Here is a 14,532-nt window from a genome sequence, read left to right as displayed (position 1 = left end):
TGTCAGGGCGCAGGGCAGCACAGAGGAGGAGAGACATGTTCCGATTATACAGCGATGTTCGTGGGACAGCTTATGAAAGACTGATTGATTATGCTATGGAACGGGCAGATACGTTTATGCTAGGCGTACATAAGTGGGTAACTGAGGATGAGAATGGAGTCGCTGATAAGGATGTTCTGTTCGAGAAATTGTTACAGCAATTGAATCCTTTTTTGCTGTCCACGAACTCCTATGATGCAATAAGGGAGAATCATTCGATTGCCTACACACCGGGAACATTTTACCGGTACCAATGCACGCCTGAGGCTGGAAAAGTATTAAAGCAAGCGGCGTCCAGTCTGTTTTCCTGGGTACATCCGAAACTACCAGAAGATTTGTGTTTCCAGAATGCCGATGGAGAGGATTGGATCATTAACATAGCTCACGAACGAATCGGTAGATTGAACATGGATAAAGAAGATGCAGATGAATTAGAAAAGCTTATCCCCGGTGTGTTTATTCACAAACCTGAACATCATGGCAATATAGATATGTTTTTGAACGATGCTATTCGGCATCAACCGGATCGAGTGGAGCTCATGCGGTTTGGCTTGACGGAGATCCCGGAACGGATTAGAGAATTGCGTTCTCTGAAGCATTTGACTATCTTTGAACAGGATATACGAACACTACCGTCTGCATTGTTTGAATTGAAATCATTGGAGTCACTGACGATTCAAGTAGCAGATTTGGAAGAGCTACCTGCTGACATTGCCAAGTTATCCCGACTCAAAAGCCTAAGAGTCAGCTGTGGTTGCTATGATCGCCCGGCACCGGACTACAAGGTGATCCCCAAGGAGGAACTGTCATTCCGAAGTGTACCTCCTGCAATCGGAGAGCTGCATCAACTGGAGTATCTGGATATCTCGTATAGTGGAATCCGTACACTCCCCCCTGAGATACAAAACCTGAGGAGTCTGCGTTCCTTGGACATTGTGAACGGATTGATTGAATCGGCACCCGAATTTATATATACCATGACCTGGCTGGATCGCTTTCTTATAGAAGATAAGCCGTTCCATCTGTGCAATCATGGTGACGACTGAATTCATACGACGTAGCTTCAGCATATTTTGTGTAGGAGGGATATGAAATGGTGGAAAAATGGGTTTGGATGGGTGTGGCGGGGGTGATCGTAGGTTATGTCGCTTTTGCCAATATGAGAGTCCTCCCGTCATCAACCATCACAGAAGTAAATCAGAGTCATTCGACGGTTCCGCTTAGTATACAGAGTGAGCAAGGAGAAGCAGCAAAACGCATTGTACATGATCAGGAGATGAATTTTGGAGGACAAGGACAAACAGAGTTCAGATTTGAAGAGGGGCATAAGCTGTACATCAGTATCAAGAATACAGGAAAGCAACCCGTACGATACAAGCTCAACAGTTCGAATGGATCAGACTTGCAAGGCACAACGAGCGGGTTTTCTAGCCGAACGTTACAGCCGGGAGAACGCCACGATCTGCTGTTTATCAAGCCAGAGGGGCAGAATGAAGCTGCAAATGGCTCCTTGAAAGAGCTGATTTTGAAAGTAAGTACGGACGATGGATCACGAGGAAGCGTTAAAACCTTCGCATATATTACACTGTAAGCTACTTCCAGAATGGGCACGACATGCGGTCATTAGTCTACTTATGTTACAATAGAACGGTTGAAGACTTAATGAACAGAATAGGTCAGAGTAGAAAGCAGAAAGGATGACCCGTTGTGCCCAAAAAACATGAATCCGATAATTACAAAATGTCACGGAGGCTGTCACTTACAGCCATTTTACTTACACTTACATTTGTAGCTCTTACAGGCTGCGGCCAGGATAATAATGCTGAACCGAGTGATGCTGGAAGCAGTACAAGCATGATCGAGAACAGTGCTGGAGGCAATCAGAACGGTTCAGCCCAAAGTGACAAAGCAGTTAAAGAGAGCAAGAGTGCAGAAAACAGCGGTACTGATGCGCAAAAGTCAGCTCCTTCCGCCCCAGCTACTTCATCAGATACATCTTCTCCTGCAGCGCCCAATGCATCTCAAAATCCTTTTGAGGTAGCAGGTATTCAAGATCCTAAAGCGTTTTTGGACACATTCAAAGCGTTGCAGAAGGCTGTTGCCGACAATGACAAGGAAAAGGTAGCCAATTATATTTTGTACCCTCTGCGTGTCAATGATAGTGAAAAGTCGCTAACGATTCCGAACAAGAAAGATTTTCTGGCTAAATATGATCAGATCTTTACGGACGCGATTCGTGAGGCGCTAGTGAACCAAAAGACAGATGATTTGTTTGTTAATTATCAGGGAGTTATGGTGGGATCGGGTGAGCTGTGGCTGAGAAGAGCTACGGACAATCCGAAGCAATTTGGAGTTTTTTCGATTAATCTTGAAACGGTAGCCAACTAAGTCGTATTCCACGTGTACCCATGCCCTCTAGGCGGTCGGAAACGTATACAATGTTTCTGACTGTCCCCCCCTTGAAGAAAGCAAATTATTAGATCATCCCGTACAAAAAAAAGGTTTGACATCCCTCATAAACTCTCGTATTATATCCCTATAACTCATTAAACAGGTAGGAATTAAAGAATTAAAGTATGAAAGTATAACCTCGCCATTCTGGCGGAGAACCTCTAGGAACAGCAGGCAGACACTGTACACGCGACAGGTTTGACCTATCAGGGCTGCATCAGGGAATTCTCCGCCCTTTTTTTTGATTGTGTCTGTAAATAACAGGCGTAAATGAATGTGTATTTACAAATTACATAGAATGAGGGGTGTCTTGATGAAGAAGAAACACAAAATTCGGCTTATTCTCGGACTATCTTTGGTTTTAACAATGATGCTAAGTGCTTGTGGGGCAAGCAAGGAAGGGACGCAGGCGGATGGTAGCTCTGCTTCTGGCTCCAAGGAAGTGGAGTTGCTCAATGTTTCTTATGATCCGACCCGTGAGTTGTATGAAGCATATAATAAAGCGTTTGCCGCCCATTGGGAGAAGGAGAAAGGGCAGAAGGTCACGATCAAGCAATCCCACGGAGGATCTGGCAAGCAAAGCCGCTCTGTACAGGACGGACTGGATGCAGATGTAGTTACACTGGCCCTGGGCTATGATATTGATGCGTTACAGGAAAAAGGGCTTGTTAAAGAGGGATGGCAAAGTAAATATGAGCATAACAGTTCCCCGTACACATCAACCATCGTGTTATTGGTACGTAAAGGGAACCCGAAGGGGATCAAGGACTGGGACGATTTAACCCGCGGCGATGTACAGGTCATTACGCCAAATCCTAAAACATCGGGCGGAGCCCGCTGGAACTATCTTGCAGCCTGGGCCTATGCGCTCAAAAAGAACAATAACGATGAAGCCAAAGCCCAGCAGTTTGTACAGGAGCTGTATAAGCATGTGCCGGTACTGGATAGCGGAGCACGTGGAGCGACGACGACTTTCGTAGAGCGTGGAATTGGCGATGTGCTGATCGCTTGGGAAAATGAAGCACTGCTCTCTGTGAAGGAGCTAGGTGCGGATAAATTCGATATCGTATATCCGTCGATCAGTATTGTGGCTGAACCTCCGGTAGCGGTAGTCGATAAGGTGGTAAATAAAAAAGGTACACGCGAGGTGGCGGATGCGTACCTGAAATATTTGTACAGTGAAGAAGGGCAGACCATTGCTGCCGAAAATTATTATCGCCCAACATTGGAGAGTGTGACGGCAAAGTTCAAGGATCAATTTCCTAAGCTGGAGCTCGTAACCTTGAAGGATGTATTTGGGACATGGAAAGAGACACAGCAAAAGCATTTTAGTGACAAGGGTATTTTTGACCAGATTTATGTACCTGGTAGTTCATAACATAAGTGGAGTGTAAAGGCGAGTGGATCGGTAGGCGCGAGTCCCATAGTCAAAGGATACAGAGAGGGATGGACAGAACATGAGTCAAATGCAAGCCACCCGAAAACGCGTACTTCCCGGATTCGGGTTAACAATGGGTTATAGTGTACTGTATCTCAGTCTGGTGGTGCTGGTGCCATTATCAGCACTGCTCCTGAATTCAACCGGGCTGACGTGGGAGAAATTTTGGGACGTGGCGACTGATGTCAGGGTGCTAGCTTCCTACAAGGTGAGCTTTTTGTGTGCCGCAGCCGCGGCGCTGATCGATCTGTTTCTCGGTTTATTGATCGCCTGGGTACTGGTGCGTTATGAATTTCCGGGGAAACGAGTTTTTGATGCGGTCATTGATCTGCCCTTTGCTTTGCCCACGGCGGTGGCAGGGGTTGCGTTGACCGCTCTATATGCACAGAACGGCTGGATCGGCTCACTATTCGAACCGCTTGGGTGGAAAATGGCATACTCACAGACGGGGATTACGCTCGCGTTGATGTTTATTGGCATTCCGTTCGTCGTACGGACAGTTCAGCCGGTGCTGGAGGAGCTGGACAAGGATGAGGAGGAGGTGGCGGCTACGCTGGGAGCGGGCAGATGGCGTACCTTCCGCAGCGTTATTGTGCCGGAACTGGTACCGCCACTGCTGACGGGTTTTGCGCTTGCCTTTGCCCGCGGCATTGGCGAGTACGGCTCTGTCGTCTTCATTTCTGGCAATATGCCGATGAAGACCGAGATTGCTCCGCTGCTCATTATGTCCAAGTTAGAGCAAAATGACTACGCAGGAGCTACGGCGGTGGCGTTGATGCTGTTGGTCATTTCATTCGTGTTGTTATTCGTGATTAACAGTTTTCAGCGCTGGTCGCGGCGCCGTGCAGTCTAATGTAATTGTCTAATGTAACTGTCTAACGTTAGCATGCAGACAGCAGAGGCCTGCGCATTAAACCCCGTGTTCAAGGAGGGATACATCATGTCACAAGCGATAACTGGGCAAGAGCTTGCTTCTGCACCAGTGCCTTCATCCGCACCGCCCAATAGGGTTACAACTGAAGCCCCTTGGGTAAAGTGGACGCTAATTGGTGCTGCTTTTTTAGCTTTGCTCTGGGTGTTGGTATTGCCGCTAATTGTCGTGCTTACCGAAGCGCTCAAGCAGGGATGGAGTGTATACGTTGAAGCGCTACGGGACCCGGATGCCATGTCTGCATTACGGTTGACGCTGCTGGTGGCAGCGATAACGGTTCCGCTGAATACGGTATTTGGTGTAGCGGCCGCCTGGCTGATCACAAAATTTCATTTTCGCGGCAAAGGTGTGCTGGTCACCTTGATTGATTTGCCCTTTGCGATCTCGCCTGTCGTCGGAGGTCTGATGTATGTATTAGTGTTTGGCGCACAGGGCTGGCTTGGGCCGTGGCTGGACGAGCATGATATTAAAATTATATTTGCTTTGCCGGGCATTATTTTGGCAACGCTGTTCATTACATTTCCTTTTGTGGCGCGTGAGCTTATTCCGCTGATGGAAGATCAGGGGCAGCAGGAGGAGGAAGCGGCGGTCACGCTGGGTGCGCGCGGCTGGCGCATTTTCTGGAAAGTGACGCTGCCGAACATCAAGTGGGGTTTGCTGTATGGCATTATTCTGTGTAATGCGAGAGCCATGGGCGAGTTTGGTGCAGTGTCCGTCGTCTCGGGACATATTCGGGGAGAGACAAATACACTTCCGCTGCATGTGGAGATTTTGTATAACGAGTATCAGTTCTCGGCATCTTTTGCAGTGGCCTCGTTGTTGCTGCTACTTGCTTTGGCAACCTTGGTGCTTAAAAGCTGGTTTGGACGCAAACGCGTGCATTAATTAATAATTGTGTATATGATCCAACAGGGCCTCTCTTTGTGTCTATCGTCTGTTAACGGCGAGAAGATGGGAAGAGAGGCCCTTGTTCTAAGGTGGCTTATATGGATAATAAAATGATCATATCAAGGCACGTTGGTGTGCCCAAGAGGAGCGAAGGGAAATATGAAACATCCGTTTCAGTCCTACCGTCAGTTGTTTCCGGTGCTGTCCTCACATATCCATGTAGGGAGCTGTTCCCAGGGGGCGATATCGAGACCGGTTTCTGCTGCCATTGAGGAATATCATCGAAGCTTGCTGCAACACGGTCTTAACGGCGACCTATCTATGGCACGTTTGGAAGAAGCCAGAGGGCATTTTGCCAAGCTCATCGGGGCGGAGCCTGACGAAATTGCGGTGATGTCCTCAGCCTCTGAGGCGATTGCTGGTGTGGCTACTGCCCTTCCTTATGTACCGGGAAAAGAAGGGATTGTGTATGCAGATACCGACTTTCCGACGGTAGGACACATCTGGCAGGCACAGGAGATGTTCCGTGATCATATTTGCTGTATCCCTTCTACGGAGGGAGAAGTAACCATAGAGCAGTATGAGGAGCATGTTACGGAGAATACTGCGCTTATTATGGTGTCCCATGTGAATTATACCAACGGATTTCAGCAAGATCTCAAATCCATTGCACATATAGCTCACCGAAATCAGGCGTTACTGTTCGTGGATGCCTATCAGTCTGCAGGAATGATTCCGGTGGATGTAAAGGCGATGGGCATAGATATTCTGGTCGCGGGAGCACGCAAATATATGCTGGGGATACCGGGCGTGGCTTTTCTTTATATAAGCAAGGACCGAGTAGAACGCTTCAAGCCCCGTCTTACGGGCTGGCTCGGACAGGAGCCCGCCTCCCGGTTTGATATTGCTCATCCGGTTCCGGCGGCGGGAACCCGCCGCTTTGAGACAGGATTACCTTCCTTCATTAGCATTTTTGCCGCTAATGCAGCCTTAAAGCTACTGTTGGAAATTGGGGTCATGAACATTCAGACCTATATGAATGAACTGTTGGACTTTTCTGTTGAATATGGACGAAGCAAGGGGCTACACATACGTATACCTGATCGAGGAGGCACTTTACCAAGTCTGCTCGCTGTTGAAGTAGCCGATGTGTCGGCGGTAGAGAGGCGTTTGCGGAGCCGAAATATGATTGTGTCGGCACGAAAGGATATTATCCGTGTGGCTCCGCATTTTTACAATACGGCAGAGGAAGTCCGGCGGGTCATAGATGAATTAGCTGGGAGTTGTTGAACAGCAAAAGCCTCTTCCGAGTGAATGGGAGCATAGCAGGTCCCTTTTACACCGGAGAGGCTTTTGTTGATTTAGAGACTTTTAATTACACGATCCGTTTGCGCAACCAGCCGGATACCAGATCCGTCAAAATGATTAAGACTACAATGCCGAGTAAAATGACGCCTACACGGTTCCAGTTGCGCATTTGGAGTGCAAACAGCAGCGGAGTACCAATACCACCTGCACCAACCAGACCGAGCGTGGTTGCGGACCGGATGTTAATTTCAAAACGATAGAGCGAATAGGAAAGAAACTGTGGAATCACCTGCGGCAGCACGGCGAAGAAAATGACCTGCCAACGGTTGGCACCGCACGCGATCAGAGCTTCCTGCGGCCCGTGATCCACACTTTCAATCGTTTCTGAGAAAAGCTTGGCCAGCATGCCAATGGAGTGAATGCCGAGGGCAAGCACACCTGCAAACGAGCCGGGACCTACGGCTTTAATGAATAGAATGGCGACGATCATTTCGGGAAATACCCGGATGACACTAAGTACAAACTTCCCGCTACCTGATAAAGGGCGTAGACGGCTCATATTGCTGGATGCCCAAAAGGCAAACGGCAAGCAGACAAATGCGGACACGAAGGTTCCGAGTACTGAAATGACCAGCGTATCCAGCAACCCACGCAGCAAATCCTCCCCCTCAGGGATGTAGACAAACGACCAGTCGGGATGAAGGAAACCGCCCAATATCGCGACAGAGACGCTTTTGGCCGTCCCCTGTAATCCTTCAAACTGCATCCCGCGAAAAGCCCAAATGTAAATGATAATTAGCAGAATAGCTAACGCCCAAAAGCGCAGGCGGGAGCCAATAGGTCTGCGAAGCGTAGGATCATTCATAATAACTTCCTCCGTAGCAGGTTACTGCCGTAATCAATCGCAAGGACGATGACGAGGGTCAGTAGAATAATAATGCTTGCCCGGTCATATCGGAACAGCCCAAGGGAACGGTCAAGCAGCAGACCGATGCCGCCAGCGCCAACGAGCCCCAGAACAGATGCTGCACGCACATTAACCTCAAAGGTATACAGCAAGTACGACACAAAATAAGGCAATGCCTGAGGAACCACACCAAAGGCGATAACTTGAATGCGGCTTGCACCAACAGCAGTCATAGCCTCCAGTGGTCCGGGATCAATGGCTTCAATCGCCTCAAAGGTCAGCTTGGCTATGATTCCGAAGGAGAAGAAGAGCAGGGCAAGCATCCCTGCAAACGGTCCGATGCCGAATACAGCCACAAAGATCGAGGCAAACAGCAAATCGGGAATCGTCCGTACCAGATTCAGGATCGTGCGCATCGGCAGCGAGATCAGCTTGCGCGGCATCACATTATAGGCGCACAGCAACGCGACAGGGATTGCTAATATGGCTCCCAGTGTCGTGCCGACAATAGCGATCTGGATCGTTTCCAGCATCGGTTTCCAGATGGTAGGCAGGTAACTCCAGTCTGGAGGAAACATTTCCTCCAGCAATTTGCCCATTTCCGGTAATCCAACGATCAATTGGTAAGGCGTGGCATCTGTATGAATGGAGCAGGCTACCAGCACCACGATAAAAATCATCCAGGTGGCGTAACGCTTGTAGCGTCCTGGCAAAGGTGGCCCTGCGGGCGGCTTACTTGGCTGGGGCGGTCCAGCAGATGGTGACGGTTGCGTCGAAGAGAGCGGCTGGACAGTAGAGTCGGGCTTCATGATCCCACTCCCAGCAGTTCATCATGCTTGATGGCCCGGCCGTAGATCTCCGCAAAGGCTTCATCCGTAGCTTCCTCCGGTGTGCCGTCAAAGACGACCTCTCCAGCGCGTAATCCGATGATCCGTGTTGCATATTCGCGCGCCAGATCAATGAAATGCAGATTGACAATGGTCGTAATCTGCATTTCACGGTTGATTCGCTGGAGATCGTCCATCACCTGGCGGGTGGTCAGTGGATCAAGCGACGCGACAGGCTCGTCTGCCAGAATGATTTTAGCCTCCTGCGCCAGAGCACGCGCGATGGATACACGCTGCTGTTGGCCACCGGACAGCTCATCGGCTCGGCTGTAAGCTTTTTCCCGGATATTCACGCGTTCTAGCGCCGTTAGTGCCAGCTCGATATCTTCCTTCGGGAAGAGACCGAGAATGGTCCGCAGCGTCGAATGATAACCAACGCGGCCGGAAAGTACGTTGCGAAGCACCGTCGAACGCTTAACCAGATTAAAGCTTTGAAAGATCATGCCGATATCACGGCGAATACGCCGCAGCTCGCTGCCTCCGGCAGATGTGACAGACCTGCCGCCTACAACGATGTCGCCAGACGTGATGTCATGCAGTCGGTTAATGGAACGCAGCAGGGTGGACTTACCCGCACCGGATAAGCCGACAATGACGACCATTTCTCCCTCCTGAATCGTCAAATTAATATTATTCAACCCTTTGGTGCCGTTCGGGTATGTTTTCGATACGTTTCGAAATTCGATCATATGCTCCCAACTTTCTCCCTGATGGGGTGGAATGAAAACAACACCGCCATGAATACATGGACGGTGCTGCCCTGTCATTCGTAAAGCCTGTTTCGTACCTGTTACTTTACCGCTTGGCCGACAGCTTCGGCGTATTCACGCACAGAATCGAAGTTTTTATCGTCGCCCTTTTCATAACCTACATGGGTGTAAATTTCTTTAATGATTTCGCCGCCCTCAGGATCGTTGGCAATGTCAATAAAGGCTTGGGCGATTTTGTCTCTCCACGTTTGATCCATATCGGAACGTACGCTGACGGTGTCATTTGGAATTTTAGCTGTGTAATGAATGACACGTGTCTTTTCAAATACGTCCGGGATTTCCTTCTTCACTGTGTTACGTGCATCCTGGAAGACAGCGACAGCATCAACCTGACCATTCAGCAGCGCCAGAATAGCAGCGTCGTGGCCTTTGATCGTCACACCCTGCACATCTGTGTCCGGGTCCACGCCAGCTTTTTTCAGCTCTGCTGCGGGGTACACATAGCCTGCGGAGGAGGTTACATTTTGCCAGCCAACCTTCTTGCCTTTCAGATCAGCCAGACTTTGAATTGGAGAATCCTTTTTCACCACGATCATTGCTTTATAAAAGTTTACTTTTTCAGTCGTGTCCTTGCCTGTGGCATCTTCAATGCCATAGCGTTGAGCTTGCAGGAGCAAGTCGGCCGCTTTACGATTATCATGTGCCAGTACATAAGCATTAGGCGGAAGGAACCCTACATCTACCTGTTTGGAAGACATGGCTTCCACAATCGTATTGTAGTCAGGAGATACGGTTACTTTCACCGGGATTCCGAGCTTGTCCCCCAGCAGTTTTTCGAGCGGTTTAGCTTTGGCTTCGAGGGTATCTGCATTTTGAGAAGGAACGAATTGTACCTTTAACTCCTTAGGAACATAGGCTGTGCTTTCGTTTTTAGAGCCATCTGTACCCGGAGTGGAGGCGCTGTTGTTATTGCTTGCATTTGAGCCACAAGCGGCTAAACCCGCTGCCAGTGTGAAGGTCATGCACAAGGTCAGTGCTTTTTTGAACAAAATAATTTCCCCCTAAACATCGTAATAACGAAAATTTAAAAAACCTGTAAATTCAGTGACAAACCAAATCTTAACAGCTAGTCCCACAGGTAGGGTAAAAAGCACTCCTGACTTTGGTAAAAATGATGTAAAATTTATCATTTGCTAGAGGCCGTAGACTGTACTTAAGCGAATTGCTTATTTTAACATTCTCTTAACAGTGCTTTGTTAGACTTATTCAAGCTCTATGACCGAAGCTGAGGGAGAGAACAAGATTGGATATTTTGGACGTTAATGATAAGACAGGGCGGGAATATGCAGGTGCTGTGAAGGTGAAATTCCGCATTATGGTTACCACCGATCTGCATGTTAGCTTGTGGAATTATGATTATTATACAGATCAGGAAACACTGCATTACGGTCTGACGCAAACCGCTAGTCTGATTCACACGGCTCGGGCAGAAGTGCCCAATCACCTGCTGCTGGATAACGGAGATGTGATTCAGGGGAATCCGATGGGAGATTATGCTGTACAGCGGCTCCAACGGGACCCAAGCGAGGTGCATCCCGTCTATAAAGCAATGAATCTGCTGGGGTATGAGGCAGGCAGTATTGGTAATCATGAATTTAACTATGGGTTGGAATATTTGCAGACTTGCCTTCGAGGAGCACAGTTTCCTTATGTGAATGCCAACATCTATATAGCGGGAGAGGAAGAACAAAACTACTTCACGCCTTATCTATTGCTGGATAAGACGGTAGAGGATGAAGCAGGCGGTAAGCATCTGCTGAAGGTGGGAGTCATCGGCTTTGTGCCTCCGCAAATTATGCAATGGGACAAGGCATGGTTGGAAGGAAAACTTATCGTCAAAGATATGCTGGAAACCGCCAGACGGTTTATTCCAGAAATGCAGTCGGCCGGAGCCGACCTCATTATTGCTATGCCTCATGCAGGCTTTGAGGATATTCCCGAAACCCCGAATATGGAAAATGCGGTGCTGCATCTGAGCAGGGTGGAAGGGATCGATGCCATTGTGTTTGGTCATGCACATAAAGTATTTCCTGGCCCTTCGTTTATAGGTATGACAGGTGTTAATGCAGAGCAGGGCACCATTCATGGCATTCCAGCAGTAGAGCCGGGCTTCTGGGGAGATCATCTGGGTATCATTGATCTGGATCTGGCCCTTATTGGAGGAAAGTGGCAAGTGGCTGCATCTGCTGCCGAGGTACGCCCGGTGTATGACCCGATACGCAAGGAAGCACTCGTCCAACCAGATACTGCTATTCAGCAGGCGGTAGCAGATGAACATGCTGGAACCCTGGATTATATTCGTGCACCTGTAGGTCGAACGACGGTAGCAGTGAACAGCTTTTTTGCCCAGGTGATGGATGATGCTTCGGTTCAGCTTGTGAATGATGCACAAATTTGGTATGTGAAACAGCAGCTACAAGGGAGCGAGTATGAGGGGTTGCCCGTTCTGTCGGCAGCAGCTCCTTTTAAAACAGGGGGCAGATATGGTCCGGCGTATTATACCGATATTCCCGCAGGGACGATAGCGATCAAACATATCGCCGATCTGTACAATTTTCCGAATACGCTGCATGTCGTTCGACTGAGTGGGGCAGAAATTCGGGAATGGCTTGAGTGGTCTGCCGGTCAATTCCGGCAAATTGATCCTTCGGCAGAGGAGGAGCAAGAGCTGATTAATTCTGAGTTTCCAAGCTTTAATTTTGATATCATCGATGGCATCGAGTACCAGATTGATGTAACACAGCCAGCCAGATATGATGCTGCCGGGGAACTAAAGGACCTAGATGCGCACAGAATCATTCATATGTCTTTTGAAGGGGAACCGATGGATATGCAGCGGAGTTATCTGGTTGTTACGAATAACTATCGCGCGTTCTCCTCTGCGTTGGTTAATCCAGGTGGGGAGCGAATTGTACTGGCTTCACCGGATGAGAACCGGCATGTGCTGACTGAGTATGTGCGGCATATGAAGACGTTGACGCCAAAGGCTGACGGTCACTGGTCCCTCGCCCCATGGTCGGGTCGTCCACATGTGACGTTCCTAACCTCGCCGCAAGCAACGCATGTCGCCAATGCTTATTCTGAGTTGCTTTATGAAGGGCTGACGGTAGAAGGATACGCTAAGTTTGCTCTTGATTTTCGGTGATTCTAAATCATTTTGCAAGTTGTGATCTTCTAAGCCCACAGCATCAAAATAATAGAGAAAGACTGTCTCTCAGAGGACGGTCTTTTTTCATAAAACAGATTTAAAATCGTACGAAACTCGTGATTTTGTATGTCCTGAGTCGTGTTTAAAGTTATTGACCTCTCGTATAATTAGACATATACTTTGATTAAACAAATTTTGGTTTAAAAGGTAATGAAAAAGTCACCATCATTCGTTTGAGGGGGTGTCCCTTTGGAAAAAAACACCACGATCCGCGCACAGATAGAAAAGTATATTCAAAGTGAAGGTATTTCGATGCAATGTTTTGCAGATGCTTCCAAGGTAAATCCGGGTACACTTAGCGGTATACTTAACCGAAACCCACCACGGCCTATTTCAGTTAATCAGCTTGATCTGATTACTGAGGCGATGGGATTGGAAGAAGGATCTTTGTTCGAGATGTATGTAGATGAGTGTTTTATTCATTCCTTGCCCCACTGGAGAAGGTTGCGTCCATTTCTTCTTCGTTGCTCAGAGTTGAACAAGCTGGACTGTATACGCAGTGTGCTGGGCTATTTGATGGACGATTTATCGAATATTCCGGCTATTTTTGAGACTGCAGAAGCGATGTTTGAGGATGGCCGACATGAAGCCTCCATGCTTTTGTATGATTGTGTTATTGAGAGTGAGAAGTATACCCACTCCGAACGGTTGGCGATTAGCTATTTTCGCATATTCCAGATTCAGATTAAGGATAACCAACGGAACTTGAAGGCTGCTGTACAATTCCATTTATACCGTAGTCGTCTACCGGAAATTTATGCACTGGAAGGCTTACATATGCTATCTCAAGTGTTTGCTTTAAAAATGCAATGGTCCGAGATGGAAATGTATGCGGACGAGCTAAGAGAGCTGGCGCAGGCATTGTATCGCAATCGGAACCGTTTTGGAGATGAGCACCTGGAGCTGCTTAAGCCGCTCGTTTATTACTATGCTCAAGGGCATCTGCTCAAGGCCAGCTGCTATGAGTTTCAGGGTAGATATGAGGAATCCAAGCAATGGATTGAAGGTTATGCAGATTTGAGCTGGTTTGAGGGTCTGGACGAGGAAGGCTGGAAAGTAGTCAACCTGCATCGTGTATATGCACAGGGCAACAGACTTTGTATTGAAATCAAAATGGGCAACACCTCTGCAATCTATGAATATATTACTTACCTGCGCGAGCATCCGGATGAGACATTGGAAGGCTTGAATACGTTGCTCGAATCAGCGAATCGGTTTGGTTATTTCGTAGATGCCGAGCTGGAGCTGTTCAGCCAGCAACTCAAGAGTTTCTGGGAGCTTGCCCCGGAACAATGGGACACACATTATCGCAAGCACTTTAATGCATTTCGCTTTGCCTCCTTTTGTAAGGTGTATGCGGAATATTATTTTCGAAAAGGCGATTACCCCGAAGGGTTGGAACAAACACTACATTGCCTGCAACTGTCTGTCGATAACAGCTATACCGAGCATATCATTGGTTGTATGGCTTTATTTGAGCAGCACCGGAATTTTGCTACCCCAAGACAGCAGCAGTTGTATCAGAGTTTTTGCCTCGGCGTACGGGCAAATGAAAAAAATCATGCCTATGATCACAGTACGGGTGGGTATTTATAAGTCTAAATTTCATTCAAATTCTTCATATAACACGTACTTACGAGGATGTTCTCATTTCAAAGGGGGATATTCTCGTTTTTTAGCTGTTGCTGGTTCTTGTGACTTTTCG

The 14,532-nt window shown here is 48.1% G+C and carries 13 protein-coding genes; 9 read left to right on the top strand and 4 right to left on the bottom strand.

What is annotated here, in order from left to right; translation table 11 throughout:
* Positions 1-35: 35 nt before the first annotated feature.
* The 7 genes from PPM_RS22685 (at position 36) to PPM_RS22655 (ending at position 7,037) form a co-directional block, all read left to right on the top strand.
* Positions 36-1,085, top strand: coding sequence for a leucine-rich repeat domain-containing protein (locus PPM_RS22685; RefSeq protein WP_013373171.1), 1,050 nt, complete (start codon positions 36-38; stop codon positions 1,083-1,085).
* 47 nt (positions 1,086-1,132) lie between these two features.
* Positions 1,133-1,630 (top strand): hypothetical protein, encoded by a 498-nt coding sequence (locus PPM_RS22680; RefSeq protein WP_013373170.1) that lies wholly within the window; start codon positions 1,133-1,135, stop codon positions 1,628-1,630.
* Between the two features lie 116 nt (positions 1,631-1,746).
* Entirely contained in the window at positions 1,747-2,427 is a 681-nt protein-coding gene (locus PPM_RS22675) for a hypothetical protein (protein ID WP_013373169.1), read from the top strand.
* Positions 2,428-2,803: 376 nt separating this feature from the next.
* On the top strand, positions 2,804-3,868 hold the full coding sequence (locus tag PPM_RS22670; protein WP_013373168.1) for a sulfate ABC transporter substrate-binding protein: 1,065 nt from the start codon (positions 2,804-2,806) through the stop codon (positions 3,866-3,868).
* Between the two features lie 79 nt (positions 3,869-3,947).
* Positions 3,948-4,781: a sulfate ABC transporter permease subunit CysT gene (gene cysT / locus PPM_RS22665; protein WP_013373167.1), complete on the top strand. Its 834-nt coding sequence runs from the start codon at positions 3,948-3,950 to the stop codon at positions 4,779-4,781.
* Positions 4,782-4,868: 87 nt separating this feature from the next.
* On the top strand, positions 4,869-5,744 hold the full coding sequence (gene cysW / locus PPM_RS22660) for a sulfate ABC transporter permease subunit CysW (protein ID WP_013373166.1): 876 nt from the start codon (positions 4,869-4,871) through the stop codon (positions 5,742-5,744).
* Between the two features lie 162 nt (positions 5,745-5,906).
* The gene (locus PPM_RS22655; RefSeq protein ID WP_013373165.1) at positions 5,907-7,037 is read left to right on the top strand and encodes an aminotransferase class V-fold PLP-dependent enzyme; all 1,131 of its coding nucleotides are present in this window, start codon (positions 5,907-5,909) and stop codon (positions 7,035-7,037) included.
* 85 nt (positions 7,038-7,122) lie between these two features.
* Here PPM_RS22655 and phnE (PPM_RS22650) read toward each other — a convergent pair whose 3' ends face one another.
* The 4 genes from phnE (PPM_RS22650) to PPM_RS22635 all read right to left on the bottom strand — a co-directional run bounded on the left by phnE (PPM_RS22650) (position 7,123) and on the right by PPM_RS22635 (position 10,608).
* Complete coding sequence (phnE, locus tag PPM_RS22650; protein ID WP_013373164.1) at positions 7,123-7,920, bottom strand: phosphonate ABC transporter, permease protein PhnE; 798 nt, start codon at positions 7,918-7,920, stop codon at positions 7,123-7,125.
* Complete coding sequence (phnE, locus tag PPM_RS22645; protein WP_016324733.1) at positions 7,917-8,771, bottom strand: phosphonate ABC transporter, permease protein PhnE; 855 nt, start codon at positions 8,769-8,771, stop codon at positions 7,917-7,919. Before phnE (PPM_RS22645) ends, phnE (PPM_RS22650) begins: the two co-directional genes overlap by 4 nt.
* Positions 8,768-9,538: a phosphonate ABC transporter ATP-binding protein gene (gene phnC, locus PPM_RS22640; RefSeq protein WP_025674722.1), complete on the bottom strand. Its 771-nt coding sequence runs from the start codon at positions 9,536-9,538 to the stop codon at positions 8,768-8,770. The genes phnE (PPM_RS22645) and phnC overlap by 4 nt, the downstream gene beginning before the upstream one ends.
* 101 nt (positions 9,539-9,639) lie before the next feature.
* A complete protein-coding gene (locus tag PPM_RS22635) occupies positions 9,640-10,608 on the bottom strand; it encodes a phosphate/phosphite/phosphonate ABC transporter substrate-binding protein (protein ID WP_013373161.1) in 969 nt (322 codons plus the stop codon).
* A 254-nt stretch (positions 10,609-10,862) separates the two neighbouring features.
* Here PPM_RS22635 and PPM_RS22630 point away from each other — a divergent pair, with 254 nt between their 5' ends.
* On the top strand, positions 10,863-12,764 hold the full coding sequence (locus PPM_RS22630) for a bifunctional 2',3'-cyclic-nucleotide 2'-phosphodiesterase/3'-nucleotidase (RefSeq protein ID WP_013373160.1): 1,902 nt from the start codon (positions 10,863-10,865) through the stop codon (positions 12,762-12,764).
* Between the two features lie 252 nt (positions 12,765-13,016).
* The gene (locus tag PPM_RS22625) at positions 13,017-14,423 is read left to right on the top strand and encodes a hypothetical protein (RefSeq protein WP_013373159.1); all 1,407 of its coding nucleotides are present in this window, start codon (positions 13,017-13,019) and stop codon (positions 14,421-14,423) included.
* Positions 14,424-14,532: the final 109 nt, after the last annotated feature.

Origin of the sequence: Paenibacillus polymyxa M1 (genome assembly GCF_000237325.1) — a bacterium.
GTDB lineage: Bacteria > Bacillota > Bacilli > Paenibacillales > Paenibacillaceae > Paenibacillus > Paenibacillus polymyxa_C.
This window is presented reverse-complemented; position numbering and strand designations above follow the sequence as displayed.